The organism is Sphingomonas sp. 10B4, assembly GCF_035019905.1.
Taxonomy (GTDB): domain Bacteria; phylum Pseudomonadota; class Alphaproteobacteria; order Sphingomonadales; family Sphingomonadaceae; genus Sphingomonas; species Sphingomonas glacialis.
In genome coordinates this window covers 40,901-59,659 of the sequence record NZ_JASJVC010000003.1, presented here as the reverse complement: position 1 = coordinate 59,659, position 18,759 = coordinate 40,901, and the positions used below count along the sequence as shown (strand labels likewise).

General features: G+C 67.6%; 15 protein-coding genes. 6 read left to right on the top strand and 9 right to left on the bottom strand.

Annotated features, from left to right (window positions below):
* Entirely contained in the window at window positions 1-180 is a 180-nt protein-coding gene (locus QN347_RS01615; RefSeq protein WP_322162475.1) for a hypothetical protein, read from the top strand.
* Between the two features lie 147 nt (window positions 181-327).
* Here the strand turns inward: QN347_RS01615 and QN347_RS01610 are convergent, their stop codons facing one another.
* From QN347_RS01610 to QN347_RS01585, 6 genes are all read right to left on the bottom strand, one after another.
* Complete coding sequence (locus QN347_RS01610) at window positions 328-1,854, bottom strand: CpaF family protein (protein WP_189675867.1); 1,527 nt, start codon at window positions 1,852-1,854, stop codon at window positions 328-330.
* 155 nt (window positions 1,855-2,009) lie between these two features.
* Window positions 2,010-2,261 (bottom strand): ATP synthase F1 subunit epsilon, encoded by a 252-nt coding sequence (locus QN347_RS01605; protein WP_322162476.1) that lies wholly within the window; start codon window positions 2,259-2,261, stop codon window positions 2,010-2,012.
* Between the two features lie 186 nt (window positions 2,262-2,447).
* Complete coding sequence (gene atpD / locus QN347_RS01600; RefSeq protein WP_140846760.1) at window positions 2,448-3,923, bottom strand: F0F1 ATP synthase subunit beta; 1,476 nt, start codon at window positions 3,921-3,923, stop codon at window positions 2,448-2,450.
* A gap of 19 nt (window positions 3,924-3,942) precedes the next feature.
* Window positions 3,943-4,830, bottom strand: a complete 888-nt coding sequence (locus QN347_RS01595; RefSeq protein WP_133186357.1) for a F0F1 ATP synthase subunit gamma — start codon at window positions 4,828-4,830, stop codon at window positions 3,943-3,945.
* A gap of 168 nt (window positions 4,831-4,998) precedes the next feature.
* On the bottom strand, window positions 4,999-6,528 hold the full coding sequence (gene atpA / locus QN347_RS01590) for a F0F1 ATP synthase subunit alpha (RefSeq protein WP_140846756.1): 1,530 nt from the start codon (window positions 6,526-6,528) through the stop codon (window positions 4,999-5,001).
* Window positions 6,529-6,531: 3 nt separating this feature from the next.
* Window positions 6,532-7,086 carry a F0F1 ATP synthase subunit delta gene (locus QN347_RS01585; RefSeq protein WP_133186361.1) on the bottom strand — a complete coding sequence of 185 codons (555 nt, stop codon included), beginning with the start codon at window positions 7,084-7,086 and terminating at the stop codon, window positions 6,532-6,534.
* 219 nt (window positions 7,087-7,305) lie between these two features.
* Between QN347_RS01585 and QN347_RS01580 the strand changes: the two genes are divergently transcribed.
* The 3 genes from QN347_RS01580 to ada all read left to right on the top strand — a co-directional run bounded on the left by QN347_RS01580 (window position 7,306) and on the right by ada (window position 10,938).
* The gene (locus tag QN347_RS01580) at window positions 7,306-9,087 is read left to right on the top strand and encodes a methyl-accepting chemotaxis protein (RefSeq protein WP_322162480.1); all 1,782 of its coding nucleotides are present in this window, start codon (window positions 7,306-7,308) and stop codon (window positions 9,085-9,087) included.
* Window positions 9,088-9,156: 69 nt separating this feature from the next.
* Window positions 9,157-9,834, top strand: a complete 678-nt coding sequence (locus QN347_RS01575; protein ID WP_322162482.1) for a dienelactone hydrolase family protein — start codon at window positions 9,157-9,159, stop codon at window positions 9,832-9,834.
* 63 nt (window positions 9,835-9,897) lie between these two features.
* Window positions 9,898-10,938, top strand: coding sequence for a bifunctional DNA-binding transcriptional regulator/O6-methylguanine-DNA methyltransferase Ada (ada, locus tag QN347_RS01570; RefSeq protein WP_322162484.1), 1,041 nt, complete (start codon window positions 9,898-9,900; stop codon window positions 10,936-10,938).
* Between the two features lie 13 nt (window positions 10,939-10,951).
* Here the strand turns inward: ada and QN347_RS01565 are convergent, their stop codons facing one another.
* Window positions 10,952-12,502, bottom strand: coding sequence for a serine protease (locus QN347_RS01565; RefSeq protein WP_322164178.1), 1,551 nt, complete (start codon window positions 12,500-12,502; stop codon window positions 10,952-10,954).
* Window positions 12,503-12,914: 412 nt separating this feature from the next.
* Here QN347_RS01565 and QN347_RS01560 point away from each other — a divergent pair, with 412 nt between their 5' ends.
* Window positions 12,915-13,769 (top strand): GAF domain-containing protein, encoded by an 855-nt coding sequence (locus QN347_RS01560; RefSeq protein ID WP_322162486.1) that lies wholly within the window; start codon window positions 12,915-12,917, stop codon window positions 13,767-13,769.
* Between the two features lie 22 nt (window positions 13,770-13,791).
* Here QN347_RS01560 and QN347_RS01555 read toward each other — a convergent pair whose 3' ends face one another.
* Window positions 13,792-15,366, bottom strand: a complete 1,575-nt coding sequence (locus QN347_RS01555) for a peptidase MA family metallohydrolase (protein ID WP_322162488.1) — start codon at window positions 15,364-15,366, stop codon at window positions 13,792-13,794.
* Between the two features lie 64 nt (window positions 15,367-15,430).
* On the bottom strand, window positions 15,431-17,608 hold the full coding sequence (locus QN347_RS01550) for a primosomal protein N' (RefSeq protein WP_322162489.1): 2,178 nt from the start codon (window positions 17,606-17,608) through the stop codon (window positions 15,431-15,433).
* A 189-nt stretch (window positions 17,609-17,797) separates the two neighbouring features.
* Here QN347_RS01550 and QN347_RS01545 point away from each other — a divergent pair, with 189 nt between their 5' ends.
* Window positions 17,798-18,682, top strand: a complete 885-nt coding sequence (locus QN347_RS01545) for a tyrosine recombinase XerC (protein ID WP_322162490.1) — start codon at window positions 17,798-17,800, stop codon at window positions 18,680-18,682.
* Window positions 18,683-18,759 lie beyond the last annotated feature (77 nt).

Genomic DNA, 18,759 nt, shown 5'->3' with positions numbered 1-18,759 from the left:
ATGCTGTGGTGGAGTGCCGCGGGCGTCGCGGTGGTAGTCGCGGTGCTGGCTGGGGTCGCCGACTGGCGGCGCGACCGGCGCGATGATCTCGACCGCGTCGGCTGGGTCGATTGGCGCTCGACCCAGATGTTCGCGCTGATCGCGGCGGCGGGATGCGCGATCATCGCGCAGCACGGCTAGCGAGCGGCTACGCCCGCTCGCGCGGAACCTAAACCCCGTTCGCCCTGAGCCTGTCGAAGGGCCCGTTCGGCTGGCGAAGGACTCGCGTGTGGAGCGCGGGGCTTCGACAAGCTCAACCCGAACGGCGATTGGCGTTCGCGCGTGGCCTTACAGGCACGCCTCGAGATACGCCTGATCGAACCCGAACGTCCGCGCCTTTTCGAGCGTGTACGGCCGCAGGCCCATCGAGCGATATTCGCCGATGATCTTGCCGTCGGCCGATTCGTCGAGATATTCGAACTTGAAGAGCTCCTGAGTGACGATCACCGGGCCTTCCATGCCGATCACCTCGGTGACGTTGGTCACGCGGCGTGAGCCGTCGCGCAGACGCTTCACCTGGATGATCATCTCGACCGAATCGGCGATCTGGCGCGAGATCGCTTCCTTCGGGACCTTGATGTCGGACATCATCACCATGTTCTCCATACGCGCGAGCGCCTCGCGCGGGGAGTTGGCGTGGAGCGTACACATCGAACCGTCGTGACCGGTGTTCATGGCCGCGAGCATGTCGAAACACTCGCTGCCGCGAATTTCGCCGAGGATGATGCGATCCGGCCGCATACGCAGCGCGTTCTTGACGAGATCGCGGATGCTGATCTCGCCCTGGCCTTCGAGATTGGCCGGGCGGGTTTCGAGCGGGAGCCAGTGCGGCTGCTGCAGGCGAAGTTCGGCCGCGTCCTCGATCGTCAGCACGCGCTCGCCCGGGTCGATCATCTTCGACAGCGCGTTGAGCATCGTCGTCTTGCCCGAGCCGGTACCGCCCGAGATAACGACGTTGAAGCGGCACGCTCCCGCGATCTTGAGCGCGGTCGCCATCTTCGGCGACATCGAGCCGAAGCCCGCCATCATGTCGAGCGTGATCGGCTTGGCGGAGAATTTACGAATCGAGATCGCGGTCCCGCGCAGCGACAGCGGCGGCACGATGACGTTGACGCGCGAGCCGTCCTTCAAGCGGGCGTCGGCGAGTGGCGTGGTCTGATCGACGCGGCGGCCGACCGAGTTACAGATGCGCTGCGCGATCTGGAAGAGATGTTCCTCGTCGCGGAACTGGATCTGCGCGAGCTCGAGCTTGCCCTTGCGCTCGACATAGGTCTGCTCGGGGCCGTTGACCATGATGTCGGTGATGTTCGGATCGGCGAGCAATTCCTCGAGCGGCCCGAGGCCAAGCAGTTCGTCGACCAGCACCTTTTCGAGCGCGAACTGCTCGCGGCGGTTGAGCGTGAGCTTCAGCTCGGCGAGCACTTCGCCAATGATCGGGCGGAATTCCTCGGCGAGCTCGTCTTTGTCGAGCGTTGCCGCCGCCTCGGGATCGACGCGTTCGAGCAGGCGCGGGAGGACCTGCTCCTTGATCTTGTGGATCGAGCTTTCGAAGCCCTCGACCTTCGAGCTGCCCGATTCGCCCGACAGCGCCTGGCGGTCGGCAAGGCGCTGCATCGCGTCCTGCTGCGTACCGGGCATCGTGCCGAGCGGCTCGGGGTCGAGGCCACCGGGCAGCGGCGGGAACTGTTCGCCCGCGCCGGGAGCCGATTCGCCATCCGCCGGACGCGAACCACCGCCCTGCATCGGGCGTGCCACGCCGAACGCGGGTCTCGCGCTCGCGCCCGCCATGCCAGGTCGACGCCCAAATGCACTCATGCCGCCAGTTTCCTCATGCTTGGCAACAAGCGTTAGGCGAGAGTGTTTGACATTTTCCTAACCAAACCGCGCGCTCGGGTGGCGCGGACCGCTAAAACGAAAAGGGCACCGTCATCATGACGATGACAGTGCCCGATCGCGGGAGAGCGTAAACCTTAAGCGGTGCGCTCGGCGAGCACCGTCAGGCCGGTCGCGCTGACTTCGGCGAAACCGCCTTCGATCGCGATCAGCTCGGGCTCGCCCTTTTCGGCGCGATAGACCGACAGCGCGCCGTCGCGGATCGTCGACATGACGGGCGCATGGCCCTCGAGCACGCCGAAATCGCCCTCGGTGCCGGGCACGACGACCATATAGACGTCCTCGGACCGGACGAGCTTTTCGGGGGTGACGAGTTCGAAGTGCAGCATGTCTTGTCCTTCTCCAGGCCCTCTCCCGCTTTCGCGCGAGAGGCTACGGAGACTTGGTCCGCCTTCTTCAGGCGGACCTAGTCGAAGTCGGTGAGGGCCTTCTTCTTGTCCGGGGCGCGGCGAACAAGAAGACCCTCACCCAACCCTCTCCCGCGAAGGCGGGAGAGGGCTAGTAGGGAAGAAGCCTTAAGCTTCCTTGGCCATCTTCTCGGCCTTGGCGATCACTTCGTCGATGCCGCCGACCATGTAGAAGGCGCTCTCGGGCAGGTGATCGTACTCGCCGTCGACGACGGCCTTGAACGACTTCACGGTATCCTCGACCTGGACGAACTTGCCGCTGATGCCGGTGAAGACCTCGGCGACGTGGAACGGCTGGCTGAGGAAGCGCTGGATCTTGCGAGCGCGCGACACGGTCGACTTATCTTCTTCCGACAGCTCGTCCATGCCGAGAATGGCGATGATGTCCTGGAGCGACTTGTAGCGCTGCAGCGTCTCCTGAACGCGGCGGGCGGTGTCGTAATGCTCCTGGCCGACGATCGCCGGGGTCAGCACGCGGCTGGTCGAGTCGAGCGGATCGACCGCCGGGTAGATGCCCAGCTCCGAGATCGCGCGGTTGAGGTTGGTCGTCGCGTCCAGATGGGCGAACGAGGTTGCCGGCGCCGGATCGGTAAGATCGTCTGCCGGAACGTAGATCGCCTGCACCGAGGTGATCGAGCCCTTGTTGGTCGACGTGATGCGCTCCTGCAGCGCGCCCATGTCGGTCGACAGCGTCGGCTGATAGCCCACCGCCGACGGGATACGGCCGAGCAGTGCCGACACTTCCGAACCCGCCTGCGTGAAGCGGAAGATGTTGTCGACGAAGAACAGCACGTCCTGGCCTTCGACGTCGCGGAAATATTCGGCGATCGTCAGGCCCGAGAGGGCAACGCGTGCACGCGCGCCTGGCGGCTCGTTCATCTGGCCGAACACGAGCGCGACCTTCGAACCTTCGGGCGTCGGGTTGCCATCGGCATCCTTGGCGATGACGCCTGCGTCGAGGAATTCGTGGTACAGATCGTTACCCTCACGGGTACGCTCGCCGACGCCAGCGAACACCGAGGTGCCACCATGGCCCTTGGCGATGTTGTTGATCAGTTCCTGGATGAGCACGGTCTTGCCGACGCCAGCGCCGCCGAACAGGCCGATCTTGCCGCCCTTCGCGTACGGTGCGAGCAGATCGATGACCTTGATGCCGGTGACGAGAATCGCGCTCTCGGTCGACTGGTCGACGAAGAGAGGAGCCGGGGCGTGGATCGGCATCGTCTCGGTGTGGCCGACGGGGCCACGCTCGTCGATCGGCTCGCCGATGACGTTGAGGATGCGGCCGAGCGTCTGCGGTCCGACCGGAACACGGATCTGCGAGCCGGTGTCGGTGACTTCCTGGCCGCGGGTCAGGCCCTCGGTCGAGTCCATCGCGATCGTGCGGACGGTGTTCTCACCGAGATGCTGCGCGACTTCGAGCACGAGGCGGTTGCCGTTGTTCGACGTCTCGAGCGCGTTGAGAATCGCGGGGAGGCGATCCTGCTCGAAGGTCACGTCGACGACGGCGCCGATGACCTGGCTGATACGGCCGACGCTGTTGGTGGTCGCGACCGGGGGGAGTGTGTCTGGGGCGGTTGCCATGATGCTTTCCTCGTATCGACTACTTGAGCGCTTCGGCGCCGGAGATGATTTCCACCAGCTCGGTGGTGATCGCGGCCTGGCGGCTGCGGTTGTACTGGATCGTCAGGCGATTGATCATGTCGCCGGCATTGCGCGTCGCATTGTCCATCGCGGTCATGCGGCTGCCCTGCTCCGACGCGGCATTCTCGAGCAACGCGCCAAAGATCTGGATCGCGATGTTGCGCGGCAGCAGCGCGGCGAGGATCGATTCCTCGTCGGGCTCATATTCGACCGCGGCGGTTGCCGACGATGCGGCGACGTCGTTCGCGGCCGACGGCAGCGCGACGGGGATGATCTGGCGGCCGACCGGCTCCTGCACCAGCGCCGACTGGAAGCGGGCGTAGAACAAATGCGCGATGTCGAACTCGCCGGCTTCGTAGCGTGCGATCAGATCGTCGGTGATCGCCTTGGCGTCGGCGAAGGCGACGGTCTTGATGTGGCTCATTTCATGATCGGCGAGGATCTGCGTCGGGAAGAAGCGCTTGATCACGCGGCCCTTCTTGCCGGCGACGTAGAACTTCACCGTCTTGCCGGCACGCTCGAGCTCCTCGGCCTTGCGGCGCGCCGCACGGACGATGTTCGAGTTGAACGCGCCTGCAAGGCCGCGCTCCGAGGTCGCGATGACCAGCAGATGGACTTGGTCCTTGCCGGTGCCGGCGAGCAGCTTGGGGCTCGATTCGCTGACGGTCACCTTCGATGCGAGGCTCGCCATCACTTGCTCGAGGCGCAGCGCGTACGGGCGTGCGGCAATCGCCGCTTCCTGCGCACGGCGCAGCTTGGCAGCGGCGACCATCTTCATCGCCTTGGTGATCTTCTGCGTCGACTTCACCGAGCCGATGCGGATCTTGAGGGCTTTAAGCGAGGCCATTCTAGTCCTTCTTATCCGCTCCCGCGTGCGGGAGAGGCTACGGAGACTTGGGTCGCGTCCTTCACGCGGCCCTAGTCGAAGTCGGTGAGGGTCTTCTGCTTGTCGGGCGTCGACGAGAAGAAGACCCTCACCCAACCCTCTCCCGCGAAAGCGGGAGAGGGCTAGGCATTACGCAAACGTCTTCGAAAACGCACCGAGCGCGGTCTTCAGCGCTTCGGTCGTCTCCTTCGACAGGTCGCGCTTGTCGCGGATGTCGGTGAGGAGAGCGGCGTGGCTGCTGCGCATCTCGGCGAGCATCGCCTGCTCGTAGCGGACGACCGCGTTGACCGGGACGGTATCGAGGAAACCGTTGGTGCCAGCGAAGATCGACACGGTCTGCTCTTCGAACGGCATCGGCGCGAACTGCGCCTGCTTGAGCAGCTCGGTCAGACGCGCACCGCGGTTGAGCAGCTTCTGTGTCGAGGCATCGAGGTCCGAGCCGAACTGCGCGAACGCCGCCATTTCGCGATACTGCGCGAGCTCGAGCTTGATCGAGCCCGAGACCTTCTTCATCGCCTTGGTCTGGGCGGCCGAGCCGACGCGCGACACCGACAGACCGACGTTGATGGCGGGCCGGATGCCCGCGAAGAACAGGTCGGTCTCGAGGAAGATCTGGCCGTCGGTGATCGAGATCACGTTGGTCGGGATGTAGGCCGACACGTCGCCCGCCTGCGTCTCGATGATCGGCAGCGCGGTGAGCGAGCCGCCCCCGTTGGCGTCGTTCATCTTCGCCGCGCGCTCGAGCAGGCGGCTGTGGAGATAGAACACGTCGCCGGGATAGGCTTCACGGCCCGGCGGGCGGCGCAGCAGCAGCGACATCTGGCGGTAGGCGACGGCCTGCTTCGACAGATCGTCATAGACGATGACGGCATGCATGCCGTTGTCGCGGAAATATTCGCCCATCGCGCAGCCGGTGTAGGGTGCGAGGAACTGCAGCGGGGCAGGGTCCGACGCGGTTGCCGCGACGACGATCGAATAGTCCATCGCGCCCTGCTCGGTCAGCGTGCGGACGAGCTGTGCGACGGTCGAGCGCTTCTGGCCGACCGCGACGTAGATGCAATAGAGCTTCTTCGACTCGTCGTCGCCCTGATGCGCCGCCTTCTGGTTGATGAAGGTGTCGATCGCGACCGCCGACTTGCCGGTCTGGCGATCGCCGATGATCAGCTCGCGCTGGCCACGGCCGACGGGAACGAGCGCGTCGATCGCCTTGAGGCCGGTCTGGACCGGCTCGTTGACCGAGGTGCGCGGGATGATGCCCGGTGCCTTGACTTCGACGCGGCTGCGCTGCGTCGTCTCGATCGGGCCCTTGCCGTCGATCGGGTTGCCGAGGCCATCGACGACGCGGCCGAGCAGCGCCTTGCCGACGGGGACGTCGACGATCGTGCCGGTGCGCTTGACGACGTCACCTTCCTTGATCTGCGAGTCGGACCCGAAGATCACGACGCCGACATTGTCGGCCTCGAGGTTGAGCGCCATGCCCTGCACGCCGTTCGAGAATTCGACCATCTCGCCCGCCTGGACGTTGTCGAGCCCGAAGATGCGCGCGATGCCGTCACCGACGCTGAGCACCTGGCCGGTTTCCGAAACCTGCGCTTCGGTGCCGAAATTGGCGATCTGGTCCTTGATGACCTTCGAGATTTCTGCGGCGCGGATATCCATGACTTAACCTTTCATCGCGTGCGCGAGAGCATTGAGACGAGTGCGAATCGAGCTGTCGATCCGCTGCGAGCCGATCTGGACGACCAGACCGCCGAGGAGGGTGGGGTCGACCGAGAGATCGACCGAAACGTCGGTGCCGATGCGGGTGCGCAGCTGCTGCTTGAGCGCCTCGACCTGCTCTTCGGTGAGCGGATGCGCCGAGGTCACTTCCGCGGTCGTCTCGCCGCGGTGGCGCGCGGCCAGATCGCGAAAGGCGCGGATGATCGCCGGGAGCTGCGACAGACGCCGGTTGTCGGCGAGCACGCCGAGGAACTTCGCCGTCGTATCGTCGACGTCGATCATCTCCGCGGCCGACGCGACGGCCTTGGCCGCCTGCTGGCGCGAGACGACCGGGCTTCCGATCAGCTGTGCGAACTCGCTCGACTGCGCGATCGCGGCGCGGACGCGGCCGAGGCTCGCTTCGACGGCGTCGATCGATTTGGTGTCACGCGCGAGCTCGAACAAAGCGGTGGCATAGCGGCCGCTTAAGCTTGCTTGAATACCGCCGGATGCTTCCACGCGATTGAGGTCCTCTTGGGCACGAATGGTGGCCCCATGCAAAAAGAGGGCGCTGGGGAATGCGCCTTCAGATGGGATGGCGAGCGGTTAGCATCGGCTCGGGTCGCTTGCAAGCCATGCGCACCAAGCGGCCCTATTGCGGCAAGAACTCGCGTCTTTCACGCAACTGTAACATTCGCTTAACCATTGCTTGGCAGCTTCGAGACCATAGCGTCGGACATGAAACGAATCGCTTTCGCTCCGAAGGTCCCCCTGCTCGATCGCTGGATCGGCCGTTTTGCCACGCGCTGGGATGCCGGCGGGCGCAACGTGCGTATCCAGCTGCGGCGGATCGTCGCGGCGTTGCTGGCAATCCAGGCTTTGCTCGCGCTCGCGCTGGTCGGCACCACCGCCGCGACCAGCCACCGCGTCAACGGGCTCGTGCTCGACCGTTTGTATCCGATCGGCGAGCTGCAGCGTGTCAATGCGAGCTACGCCAATGCGTTGCTGACGGCGAACAAGGTGCGCAGCGGCAATCTCTCGGCGGCGGGCGCGATCGCCACGATCCAGGCGACGCGTGCCGAAATCGCAACCAACTGGAGCGCGTTCACGCACCACCATCTCGATACGCGGCGGGCGAGCCAGGTCGCGCACGTCGAATCCGCGCGCCACGATGCCGATGCCGCGCTCGATACGCTCCACGACCTGTTGCGCGCCAAACGGATCGACCAACTCGACTTTTTCGTCAGCGGCCCGCTTTATGCCGCGATCGATCCGCTGACCGCGTCGAGCACGACGCTGATGACCGATCTGCGTGCCGACGCAGCGCGCGAGCGAGCCGCGCTCGATGCCGGGTTCCTCCAGGTCTTTCTGCTCGTCGCCTTCGTCACTGCAGCGGCCCTGATGGTGGCGGTATGGGGAATGCGGATGCTGACGCTGCGAGTCGTTCGCCCGCTCGCGCTGATCGCCGAGGCGACGCGCGACATCACGCTCGAGCGCGCCGATGCGCCAATCCCCGCGCTCGACCGCAGCGACGAGATCGGCGACATCGCGCGCGCGCTGGTGTTTGCGCGGCAGCGCTCGGCCGATGCGCGCCGGCTTAGCGAGGAAGCGCGTCGGACCGCCGACGCGCTCTACGCCAACGAGCGGCGCGAGGATGCCGCGCGCGCGAAACGCGCCGCGCATCTCGACGCGCTGTTCGAAGTGTTCGAGCGGACCGCCGGGATCTCGGTGCGCCAGCTCGCCTCGACGGGGCCAGCGCTGCGCGAGACCGCCGCGGCGATGTCGAGCGAGGCGGGGACGACCGAGAAGCATGCGATGGCGACCGCCGCGCTGACCGAGCAAAGCGCGAACAATGCCCGCACGATCACGCAATCGGCGACCGCGCTTGCCGGCGCGATCGAGCGGATCAGCCGGGCGGCGAACGAATCGCGCGCCGGCGTGGCGACGGTGCGCGAGCGCACGCTCGAAGGGCGCGGGCACGCCGAATCGATGGGGGCGCTGGTGGCGGAGATCGCCGCCGTGCTCGACATGATCGCCGCGGTCGCCGGGCAGACCAATCTGCTCGCCTTGAACGCGACGATCGAGGCGGCGCGCGCGGGCGAGGCGGGGCGCGGCTTCGCGGTCGTCGCCGAGGAAGTGAAGGGCCTCGCGCGCCAGACGCAGACCGCCGCCGGGCGGATCGAGGCGCGGCTCGCCGCGGTGCGCACCGCGAGCGACACCGTGCTCGCGACGATCGAATCGGTCGACGGGCTGGTCGCCGAGCTCGATCAGTCGTCGGCCAATGTCGCGCACGCGGTCGATCAGCAGCGCGGCATGACGCAGGCGATCGCCTACGCCATCGCCGAGGTCGAGGACGGCACCGCCGACGCCGCCGCCAACATGCAGACGCTGCGCGAACGCGCGCAGCGCTCGCGCCAGACGTCGGACGACGTGACGCGCACCGCCGAGGATGTCGCGGGGAGCGTCGAGCGGCTGCGCGGGCAGATCAACCAGCTGATGGCCGACGTCCGCGCCGCCTGATCGCGCTTCCGTGGACGCCGCAATGTTGCTAGCGGCGCGAGCACGGGGGCGACAGTGACGGAGAGTAGAATGACCGGCCAGATGCAGCAGATGACGATGTCCGACGGCGCCACGATCGGCGTCTATCACGCGCAGCCGAGCAGCGCGCGCAAGGGCGGGCTGGTGCTGGTCCAGGAGATTTTCGGCGTCACCGCGCACATTCGCGACCTGTGCGATGGGTACGCCGCCGATGGCTATGAAGTGCTTGCGCCCGCGATCTTCGACCGCGAGCATCCCGGCTTCGAGGCCGACCACGATGCCGAGGGCATGGCGCAGGGGATCAAGCTCGCGCGCGAAGTTCATCCGTTCGACCTCAGCCTCGCCGACGTCCAGACCTGCGTCGATACGCTCGCCAAGGACGGCCCGGTGTTCGTCGTCGGCTATTGCTATGGCGGTTCGGTCGCGTGGTTCGCGGCGACGCGGATGCACAATGTCGCGGCGGCCTCGGCCTATTACGGCAGCATGGTCCCCGCCGCCGCCGACGAGGAGCCCAAGGTTCCCGTCATTCTCCATTTCGGCCGCGAGGATCAGAGCATCCCGATGGAGGGCGTCGAAAAGGTCATCGCCAAGGATTGGCCCAACGCGACGGTCTATGTCTACGAAGCGGGCCACGGCTTCAATTCGGACCGCCGCGAAGCCTATGACGCCGAGAGCGCCAAGCTCGCCAAGGCACGCACGCTCGAGCTGTTCGCCGCCAATGCGGGCTGACGCTGCGCTTTGAGCGCAAGCGCCGGGATGGCGCGGTACGGGGCAGCGGGTACATAAGACCGCATGACCATGCCGCGCCTCCCGCTCGACCCAGACGCCGCGTGGCGCGCCTTCGAAGCGCGCGACCGGCATTCCGATGGCCGCTTCGTCGGCGCGGTGAAAACGACGGGCATCTATTGCAAGCCGAGCTGCCCGGCACGCCGCCCCAAGCGCGAGAATATGGACTTCTACCGCACGCCCGAGGAAGCGCGGGGCGCGGGGTTCCGCGCGTGTCTGCGCTGCACCCCCGACGCGGTCGGGCGCGACCGCATCGCCGTCGCGCGCGCGGTGGAGTTGATCGAGGCGGCCGACGAACTGGTCGCGCTCGACACGATCGCGGCGTGCGTCGGCTATGCGCCGCACCATTTCCACCGGCTGTTCAAGCGCGCGACGGGGGTGACGCCCGCCGCCTATGGGCGCGGCCTGATGGCGCGCCGCGCAGCGCATGCGCTGAGCGAGGAGACCACCGTGACCGCAGCGTTGTACGAGGCCGGCTATTCCGCCCCGAGCCGGTTCTACGAAGGCGGCGCCAAGCGCCTCGGCATGAGTCCGAGCGTGTGGCAGCGCGGTGGCGAGGGGGTGACGATCCGCTGGATCCTCGCCGAGACCTCGCTTGGGCCGATGCTCGTCGCGGCGACCGACAAGGGGCTGTGCCGCGTCTCGTTCGACGAGGACGAGGGCGCGTTGCGCGCCCGCTTCCCGCACGCCGAGATCGTCCCCGGCGGCGCGGCGCTCGCCGATCTCGCCGCGCGCGTCGTCGCCAGCGTCGAATCGCCCGAGCGCGACCAGGACCTGCCGCTCGACGTCCGCGGGACGGCGTTCCAGGAGGCGATCTGGCAGGCGCTGCGCGAAATCCCCTTTGGCGAGACACGCAGCTATGCCGAACTCGCCGCCGCCGCGGGCAACCCCAAGGCCGTTCGCGCCGCCGGGAGCGCGTGCGGCGCCAACCCCGTGTCGATCGTCGTGCCATGCCACCGTGCCCAGCGCAGCGACGGGACGCTCGGCGGCTATGCGTACGGGATCGACCGCAAGGTCGCGCTGCGCGATCGCGAGGGCGTAGCGTAGACGCTCCGCGCCGTTACTCGACGGGCACCGCGGAAGCGGGCGGCCCGCCGGCCTGCGCCGCCTCGCACTGATAGACGATCTTCTCGTTCGGCCGTGCGGGCAGGCTCGTGCGGATCGCGGCCTGTTGCGAGGCGAGGTTGGCGCGTCCGGCTTCGTCGGGCGAGCACGCCTTGAGCGTCACTTGCGCGCGGATTTTGCGGATATCGTCCATCTGGTCGGACCCGAGGAAATAGCGCGTTGTCACATAGCTGCGTGTGGCCGGATCGAACTGCAGCACCGACACCGTCTGCTCCTGTGCGGGCACCAGGATGCGATCCCATTTGCTGCCATTCTCGGCATATTGCGTGCGACCGTTCATGCAGCCCGCCTTGCCCCAGTCGATCACCGTGTCGGTCGTCGCCGAGGAGACGACCCGGCTGCGCTCGGGCACCAGGTGGCACACCAGCTTGCCGAGCGGCGCGCGCGACGACATCGGCGCGACGGGCGAGTCGATCTTCGCGGTTTCGCTGGGAGTGGCAAGCATCGGCGTCCCCGTCGGGCGCAGCAGGAACAGCACGACCGCGCCCACCATCATCAGCGCGCCGACCCCCCATGCCCAGATCGCCCCGCGCCGCAGCGCCTGCGCATCGAGCAGCCCGCCCGCGCCGATCGCCATCGCGCCGAGCACGAGCAGCAGCGTGGCGATCGCCATCACGTTCTCGCGGTGCCGATCGGCCGCGTCGCGCGCGGCGATCCAGGCGGCATCGCGCGCGACCAGCGCCTTGCCCGCGGCATCGCGCCGCGCGCCGTCCGCGAGCGCCGCGGCCTTGGCCTCGGCCTGCGCGTCAACCTTGTCGATATCGGCGATGCTGGTGCACGGCGTGCCGACCGCGGCATAGGGTTGCTTGGCGCGGATCAGGAAGGCGGTGAGCTCGCTATTGGCGATCGCGAAGCCGAAGCTCGAATCGCCTTCCTCGCCGCGCGTGATCGCCGAATTGACACCGATCACGCGCCCGCACGGATCGAGCAAAGGCCCGCCCGAATTGCCGCGCGCGATCTGCGCGGTGTGGAGCAAAACGGCAGTCCCCGACATCTGCCGCCGCCCCGAAAACACGCCTTCGGACCGGATCGGCGAGAGGGGATGAATGTAATCGACCGCCGATTTCGCGGTCGCCATGTCGACATTGCCGGGATAGCCGAGCGCGGTGACCATGCCCCCCTCGTCGACCGGCCCGGTATAGATCGCTGTGGTCGGGATCGGCTTGCCGGTGAATTCGATCAGCGCGAGGTCGTGGACGGTATCGAGCGCGATGACCTTGCCCTGATAGCTTTTCGAGCCCTCCGACGGCACGATGCCGATCACGACATTGCCGGGATAGCGCGCGAGCAGTTCGACGACATGCGCGTTGGTGACGATCCGGTTGGGCGCCACCGCAAAGCCGCTGCCGTGCCCGAAGCCGACCACTTCATCATCGACGATCGCGATCGTCACGACGCGCACCACCCCGCGCGCAGTGGCGGAGATATCGTCGGCGCGTGCCGGCGCTGACGAGAGCAGCGCCGTCGCCAGCACCGCGATGACCATCGCCCAACACCGCAGGAGGAAAAGGCGAAGGCTCTGGCGCGACGCGGCGCGACGGCCGCTGTCGGCGGGGAAGACGGAGGGAAGGCAGGACATGGCAACGATTCTGACAGGATAGCGCCGCGCGGGACAGGGGAAAGTGCGTGCCCGAGGCATTCGCGCGCTGGCCCGAGCCCGGGGGCGTGCCTTCAGCCAACACGGCGCCGACCGGCCAGCGTCACGCCAGTGACGGGGAGCACGATCCGGTATGCCGGACACTAAGGAAGGGAAATCCGGTCGCGCAAAGCCGCGACGAGGCCAGGATGCGGCTGTTCTTGGTCGGGGGAATCGCTGCTTCATACTGTAAAAGACCGGACAGGATTTTGCGAGCGAGGCAGCTTACGCCGTAGCGTGAGAGAGGTTTCGAAAGTTCGTCATGCTCGTCGATCGACGCTTTCCTGTCCCGGACGATGAGGCGTCCCGGCTCGACGCCCTGAAACGCTATGCGATCCTCGATACCGCGCCCGAGCCCGTGTTCAACGATGTCGTACGGATCGCGCAACGCGTGTTCAGCGTGCCGTCGAGCGCGGTGTCGTTCGTCGACGACGACCGGCAATGGTTGAAGGCGCGGCGCGGAATCGATTTTGCCGAGACCCGGCGCGAGGACGCCTTCTGCGCGCATACGATCCTGTCGAACGCGCCGATGGTCGTCCCCGATGCGATGGTCGATCCGCGCTTCAACGAAAATGCACTGGTGGTGCACGCGCCGCACATCCGGTTCTACGCTGGCGCGCCGCTGACGACGCCGGGCGGTTTCAACATCGGCACGGTCTGCATCATCGATTCGGTCCCACGCGCCGATTTTTGCGCGCGCGAGCGGCGCCAATTGGCCGCGCTGGCGACGGTGGCGATGGCGGAACTCGATCGCCGCGCTCCGCCGGGTGATCAGCGCGGCTTGCTGCGCCACGGCGTCGCGCTGCACGGCTCGGTGAGCGGCTACGGGATCGTCAAGACGCTGGTCGAGATCGCCAACATTTCCACGCGCGGCGCGCTGATCCGCGGCAGCCTGCCGCCGCTGCAGCACCAGGGCGGCCTGATCCTGACGATCGGCAACACGGTCGTCGTCACGACGGTCGCCTGGTGCCGCAACGACACCGCCGGCCTCGCCTTCCAGAACCCGATCGACCCGATCCTGCTCGCCTGGATGAACGACCGCATCCTGGCCGGCGACCGGCGGCCCGTCGCGGCGGGCGAGCGGGCGCCGATCGCCGTGCCGCCGCCGCTGGCGTGAGTCGATCGCGTTTCGGCGCGCGTCAGCTTTCCGCCGGTTTAGCCGCCTTGGCACCCCCCGCGCGCCGCTTCTCGAGCCGCTCGAGCATTTCGCGCGCGGTCTCTTCCTTGGCCCCCGCGCCGGCGAGCCGGTATTTCACCGACATCTTGTCGTCGCGCGCCTTGTCCTTGGCGCTTTGTTCGCCGCTCGCGCGTGTTCTGAAGGCCAGCGGCCGGATCGTGTCGATGGCATCGTCGAGCATGTCGCGGGCCTCGAAATCGGACGCGACCATCCGCCGCAGCTCGGCGTTTTCCGGCATCGTGTCGAAGGCGGCGAGCAAGCCGTTTTGCGCCCCCGCAGGCGGCAGCACGCCCTGTGCGGTAAAGCTCTCATAATAGGCCTTGAGGATGCGGGGCGTGTGCGGCGCAAGCCGGTTGGCGGCGAGGATCGACTGGCGCGCGGCGGTCCAGCGCGCCGGATCGGTGACCTTGGCGACTCGCAGTCCCTCCACATCGAGCATTCCCTGGAACATCAGCGCGCGCGGATCCTGCGGCGCGACCTTCAGCCAATGCGCGACGGTGGCGCGCGCCGCATCGTGATGCTGGACGAGCATTTGCGCATCGCTCAGCACCGCGAGCGCCGACGGATCATCGGGATAGGAGGCCACGACGCTGCCGAGCCGTTGTTCGAAATCGGCGAAATTGGCAGCGGGGACACCCGCGCTCAGCCGGATCTGGAAGGGGACCAGCGCGCTCTGCGCGGGGCTCAGCGTCTGAACCGTGACCGGGCCGGGATCGAGCTTCTTGAACGGCAGATCGAGCACCTGATGGTTCCGCACCGCCGCATAGTCGCGCAATTCCGCATCGAGCGCCGAAACATTGCCGAACGCCTTGGTCGCCGCGGCCTCGAAGCTGCTGCCGTCGTTGATCGCCTTGAGATAGGCGGTCAGCTGGCCGGGCCGCTTCTGCGTCGTCGAGAGATAATGCACGAGCAGCCAGCCCTCGGCATAAAGCAGATAGACGTTGGTCACATCGCTGTACCGGCGGGCCGAGAGGACTTGCGAGATGGGTATCCAGGCGTTGTCGTTCAGCGACTTGTAGCGGTTCTCCAGCGGGATCCCGACCGTCGTTACATCCTTTGCGCCGATCTTGGTCGTGCCGTAATAGTCGGCAAAGCCCTCGATGTACCAAGTCGGGTAGGCGCCCGAAAAGTTATGGAACATGAACTGGTGCGCCAGTTCGTGGAACAGCACGACCTGCGCGAACGAGCCGTCATCCCCTTCGATCCCGGCGCGCGGCATGACGGTGTACGATCCGCGAATGTCGTCGTCATAATAGCCTGCGACGCCGCTGCTGGGGAACGGCATCGTGTCTTGCACCGCAGTCTGGCTGGGTACCATGAAGACGCGGATCGGAGTCGTATTCGGGGTCGTCTTGGCGCCGGAGATGACCCGCAGCACGTTCTCATACTTTTCGAGCCGCTCCGCCAGCGCGCGCGCGCTCGTTTCGCTCCCCTCGGTATAGACGATGAAATTGGTCGAAGTGGCGGTCCGCCACGTCGCGCCGGCAGCGCTCGACGTGGCCGCCAACAGCGCCGCACATACCCATTTCCGTACCATGTTTCAGCCCCCGCCAAATGTCGCCGACCAGCGTATCGGCCGGGTACCGGCACGGCAAGCTAGGTCATACGAAGCTGTACGGATCGACATCCACGACGACGCGCACCTTGCTCGGCCAGTCGAGCCCGCCGAGCCAGTCGCGCACCACGTCCTGCACCGCCAGCCCGCGCTTGGCGTGGATCAACAGGCGGAAGCGATGCCGCCCGCGCAGCATCGCGAGCGGGGCAGGGGCGGGGCCGTAGACTTCCATCGCCTCGAGCTGCGGCGCAGCGCGGCCGATCAGCCGCGCGGTCTCGAGCGCCGCCTGCTGGTCCTCGCTCGACACGACGATCCCGGCGAAACGCCCGAACGGCGGCGCATTGGCCTCGCGGCGATGCTCGGTCTCGGCGCTGTAGAACGCCTCCGTATCGCCCGAGACGAGCGCCTTCATCACCGCCGCATCGGGGCTGTGCGTCTGGATGTAGACGTGCCCCGGCTTGGCGCCGCGCCCGGCGCGGCCGGCGACCTGGCAGATCTGCTGGAAGGTCCGCTCGCTCGCGCGCAGATCGCCGCCATCGAGGCCGAGATCGGCGTCGATCACGCCCACCAGCGTGAGGTTGGGGAAGTGATAGCCCTTGGTGACGAGCTGCGTGCCGACGACGATGTCGATGTCGTGCGCCTCCATCCGTGCCACGAACTCGGCGGCCTTGGCGGGCGACCACATCGTGTCCGAGGTGACCACCGCGATCTTGGCGGTGGGGAACAGTTCGGTCACTTCGTCGGCGATCCGCTCGACCCCGGGGCCGACCGCGGCGAGCGTGTCCTCGTTATGGCATTCGGGGCAGATCTTCGGGACCGGCTCGGTGTGGCCGCAATGGTGGCACGCGAGCCGGCGGACGAGGCGATGCTCGACCATCCACGCGGTGCAATTGGGGCATTGGAAGCGGTGGCCGCAGGTGCGGCACAGTGTGAGCGGAGCGTAACCGCGGCGGTTGAGGAACAGCAGCGACTGTTCGCGCCGCTCCAGCGTCGCCTCCATCGCTTTCACGAGGCGCGGCGCGATCCAGCGGCCGCGTTCGGGCGGTTCGGCGATCAAGTCGATCGCCTCGATCGCGGGCATCTCGGCGGCGCCCCAGCGGCCGGGGAGCTTGACCTCGGCATAGCGGCCGAGCGCGACTTGCTGGCGCGTCTCGATCGCCGGGGTCGCCGAGGCGAGGATCACCGGGATCTCCTCGAACTTGCCGCGCATCACCGCGACGTCGCGCGCGTGATAATGCACGCCCTCTTCCTGTTTGAAGCTCGTCTCGTGCGCTTCGTCGACGACGATCAGCCCGAGATTGGCATACGGCAGGAACAGCGCCGAGCGCGCGCCGACGGTGACCAGCGCTTGCCCGCTGGCGATGCCGCGCCACGCGCGCCGCCGTTGCGACTGGCGCAAGCCCGAATGCCACGCCACCGGCTGGACGCCGAAGCGCGCGGCGAAGCGCTTGAGGAAGGGCTCGGTCAGCGCGATTTCGGGGAGCAACACGAGGCACTGGCGGTTCTCGCGGATCGCGGCGGCGACCGCTTCGAAATAGACTTCGGTCTTGCCAGAGCCCGTGACGCCGTCGAGCAAGGTCGGTGCAAAGGCGCGCGCGGTAACGTCGGCGACGAGCGTGGCCGAGGCCGCGCGCTGGTCGGGCGAGAGCGCGGGCGCTGCGAAATCGGGATCGGGCGCGGGGAAGGGGCTGTCGATATCGACCTCGACCGCTTCGAGCGCACCCACCTTGACGAGCCCGCGGATCACCGCGTCGGACACCTCGCCAAGCGCGGCGAGCTCGCGGATCAGCCCCTGGAAGCTGCCGATCTTTTCGAGCGCCTGCTCGCGCTGCGGCGTCAGGCGCGCGGGGACTTCGCCGGTCGCACGATATTCGGTGATCGTCTTGCTGCCCTCGAGCGCCGAGGTCGATGACAGCGCCATCCGAACGACCGCTGCTGGCGAGGCGAGATAATAGTCCGCGGTCCATTCGATCAGCCGCCGCAGCGGCGCGGCGAGCGGCGGCACCGGCGCGACGCCGACGAGGTTGCGCAGCCGGTTGTCGCCGACTTCGGCGTCGGATGGCATCCGCTCGGGCTCCCACACCACGCCAAGCAACTGCCGCGGGCCCAGCGGCGCGACGACCACCGAGCCCGGCTCGACGCTCATGCCGTGCGGCACGCGGTAATCGAGCGGGCCGAGCGCGGAGTTGAGGACGAGGACGCGGGCGCGGGACATGGAGCGCATATGGCGGGTCGAGGGGGCGGGTGCAAAGGGGGCGAGTGTTTCCAACCGGTTCGTCACCCCGGCCTTGTGCCGGGGTCCACCATGCCGCGAGGTTGCGGCAGGATAAGCGGCGTCGCGCCCGCGGCTGGGTAGACCCCGGCACGAGGCCGGGGTGACGGCGGTGGGTGAGGTCCGCTACACCCCGCCCCAATGTCAGACCTCCCCCGCCTCTACGCCGAGCACCTCGCGCGCGACCGGCGGCGTTCGGTGCATACCGTGCGCGCCTATGAGGCGACCGCGACGCGGCTGTGCGGCTTCCTCACCCAGCATTGGGGCGAGGCCGTAGACCGTACCGCGCTCGCCCGGACCGACACCGCCGATCTGCGCGCCTTCCTCGCCCAGCGCCGCAGCGACGGGCTGAGCAACGCGTCCGCCGCGCGCGAACTCTCGGCGGTGCGCGGTTTCCTCACCTTCGCGACGGGCGAGGGCACCACGCCGCGGCTCAAGGGCCCGCGCGTCAAGAAAGGCGTGCCGCGCCCGGTCTCGCCCGACGAAGCCGTCGCGCTCGCCGACGATGTCGCCGACGATGCCAGCGAACCGTGGATCGGCGCGCGCGACCTCGCGGTGTTGCTGCTGCTGTACGGCGCGGGCTTGCGCGTTGCCGAGGCGCTGTCGCTGACCGGCGCGGTGCTCCCGCTCGGCGCGACGCTCGTCGTGACGGGCAAGCGCGACAAGACGCGGATTGTCCCGTTGCTCCCGCAAGTGCGCGCGGCGGTCGAGGCGTATGTCGCGCTCAGTCCGTACGGCACCGCGCGCGACGCGCCGATCTTCCGCGGCGCGAAGGGAGGGCCGCTGTCACCCCGCCTGGTGCGGCGCGCGGTGCAAGGCGCGCGCGTGCGGCTCGGGCTGCCCGATGGCACGACACCGCACGCGTTGCGGCATTCGTTCGCGACGCATCTGCTCGGGCGCGGCGCCGATCTGCGCGCGCTGCAGGAGTTGCTCGGGCATGCGAGCCTCAGTTCGACGCAAATCTATACGCAAGTCGATGCCGCGCATCTGCTCGACGTCTACCGCAACGCGCATCCGCGGGCTTAGGCGCTTTTTCGTCACCCCGGCCTCGTGCCGGGGTCCACCGCTCCGCGCGAGCCTCGCGGGCAGGGCGCGTATTCCGG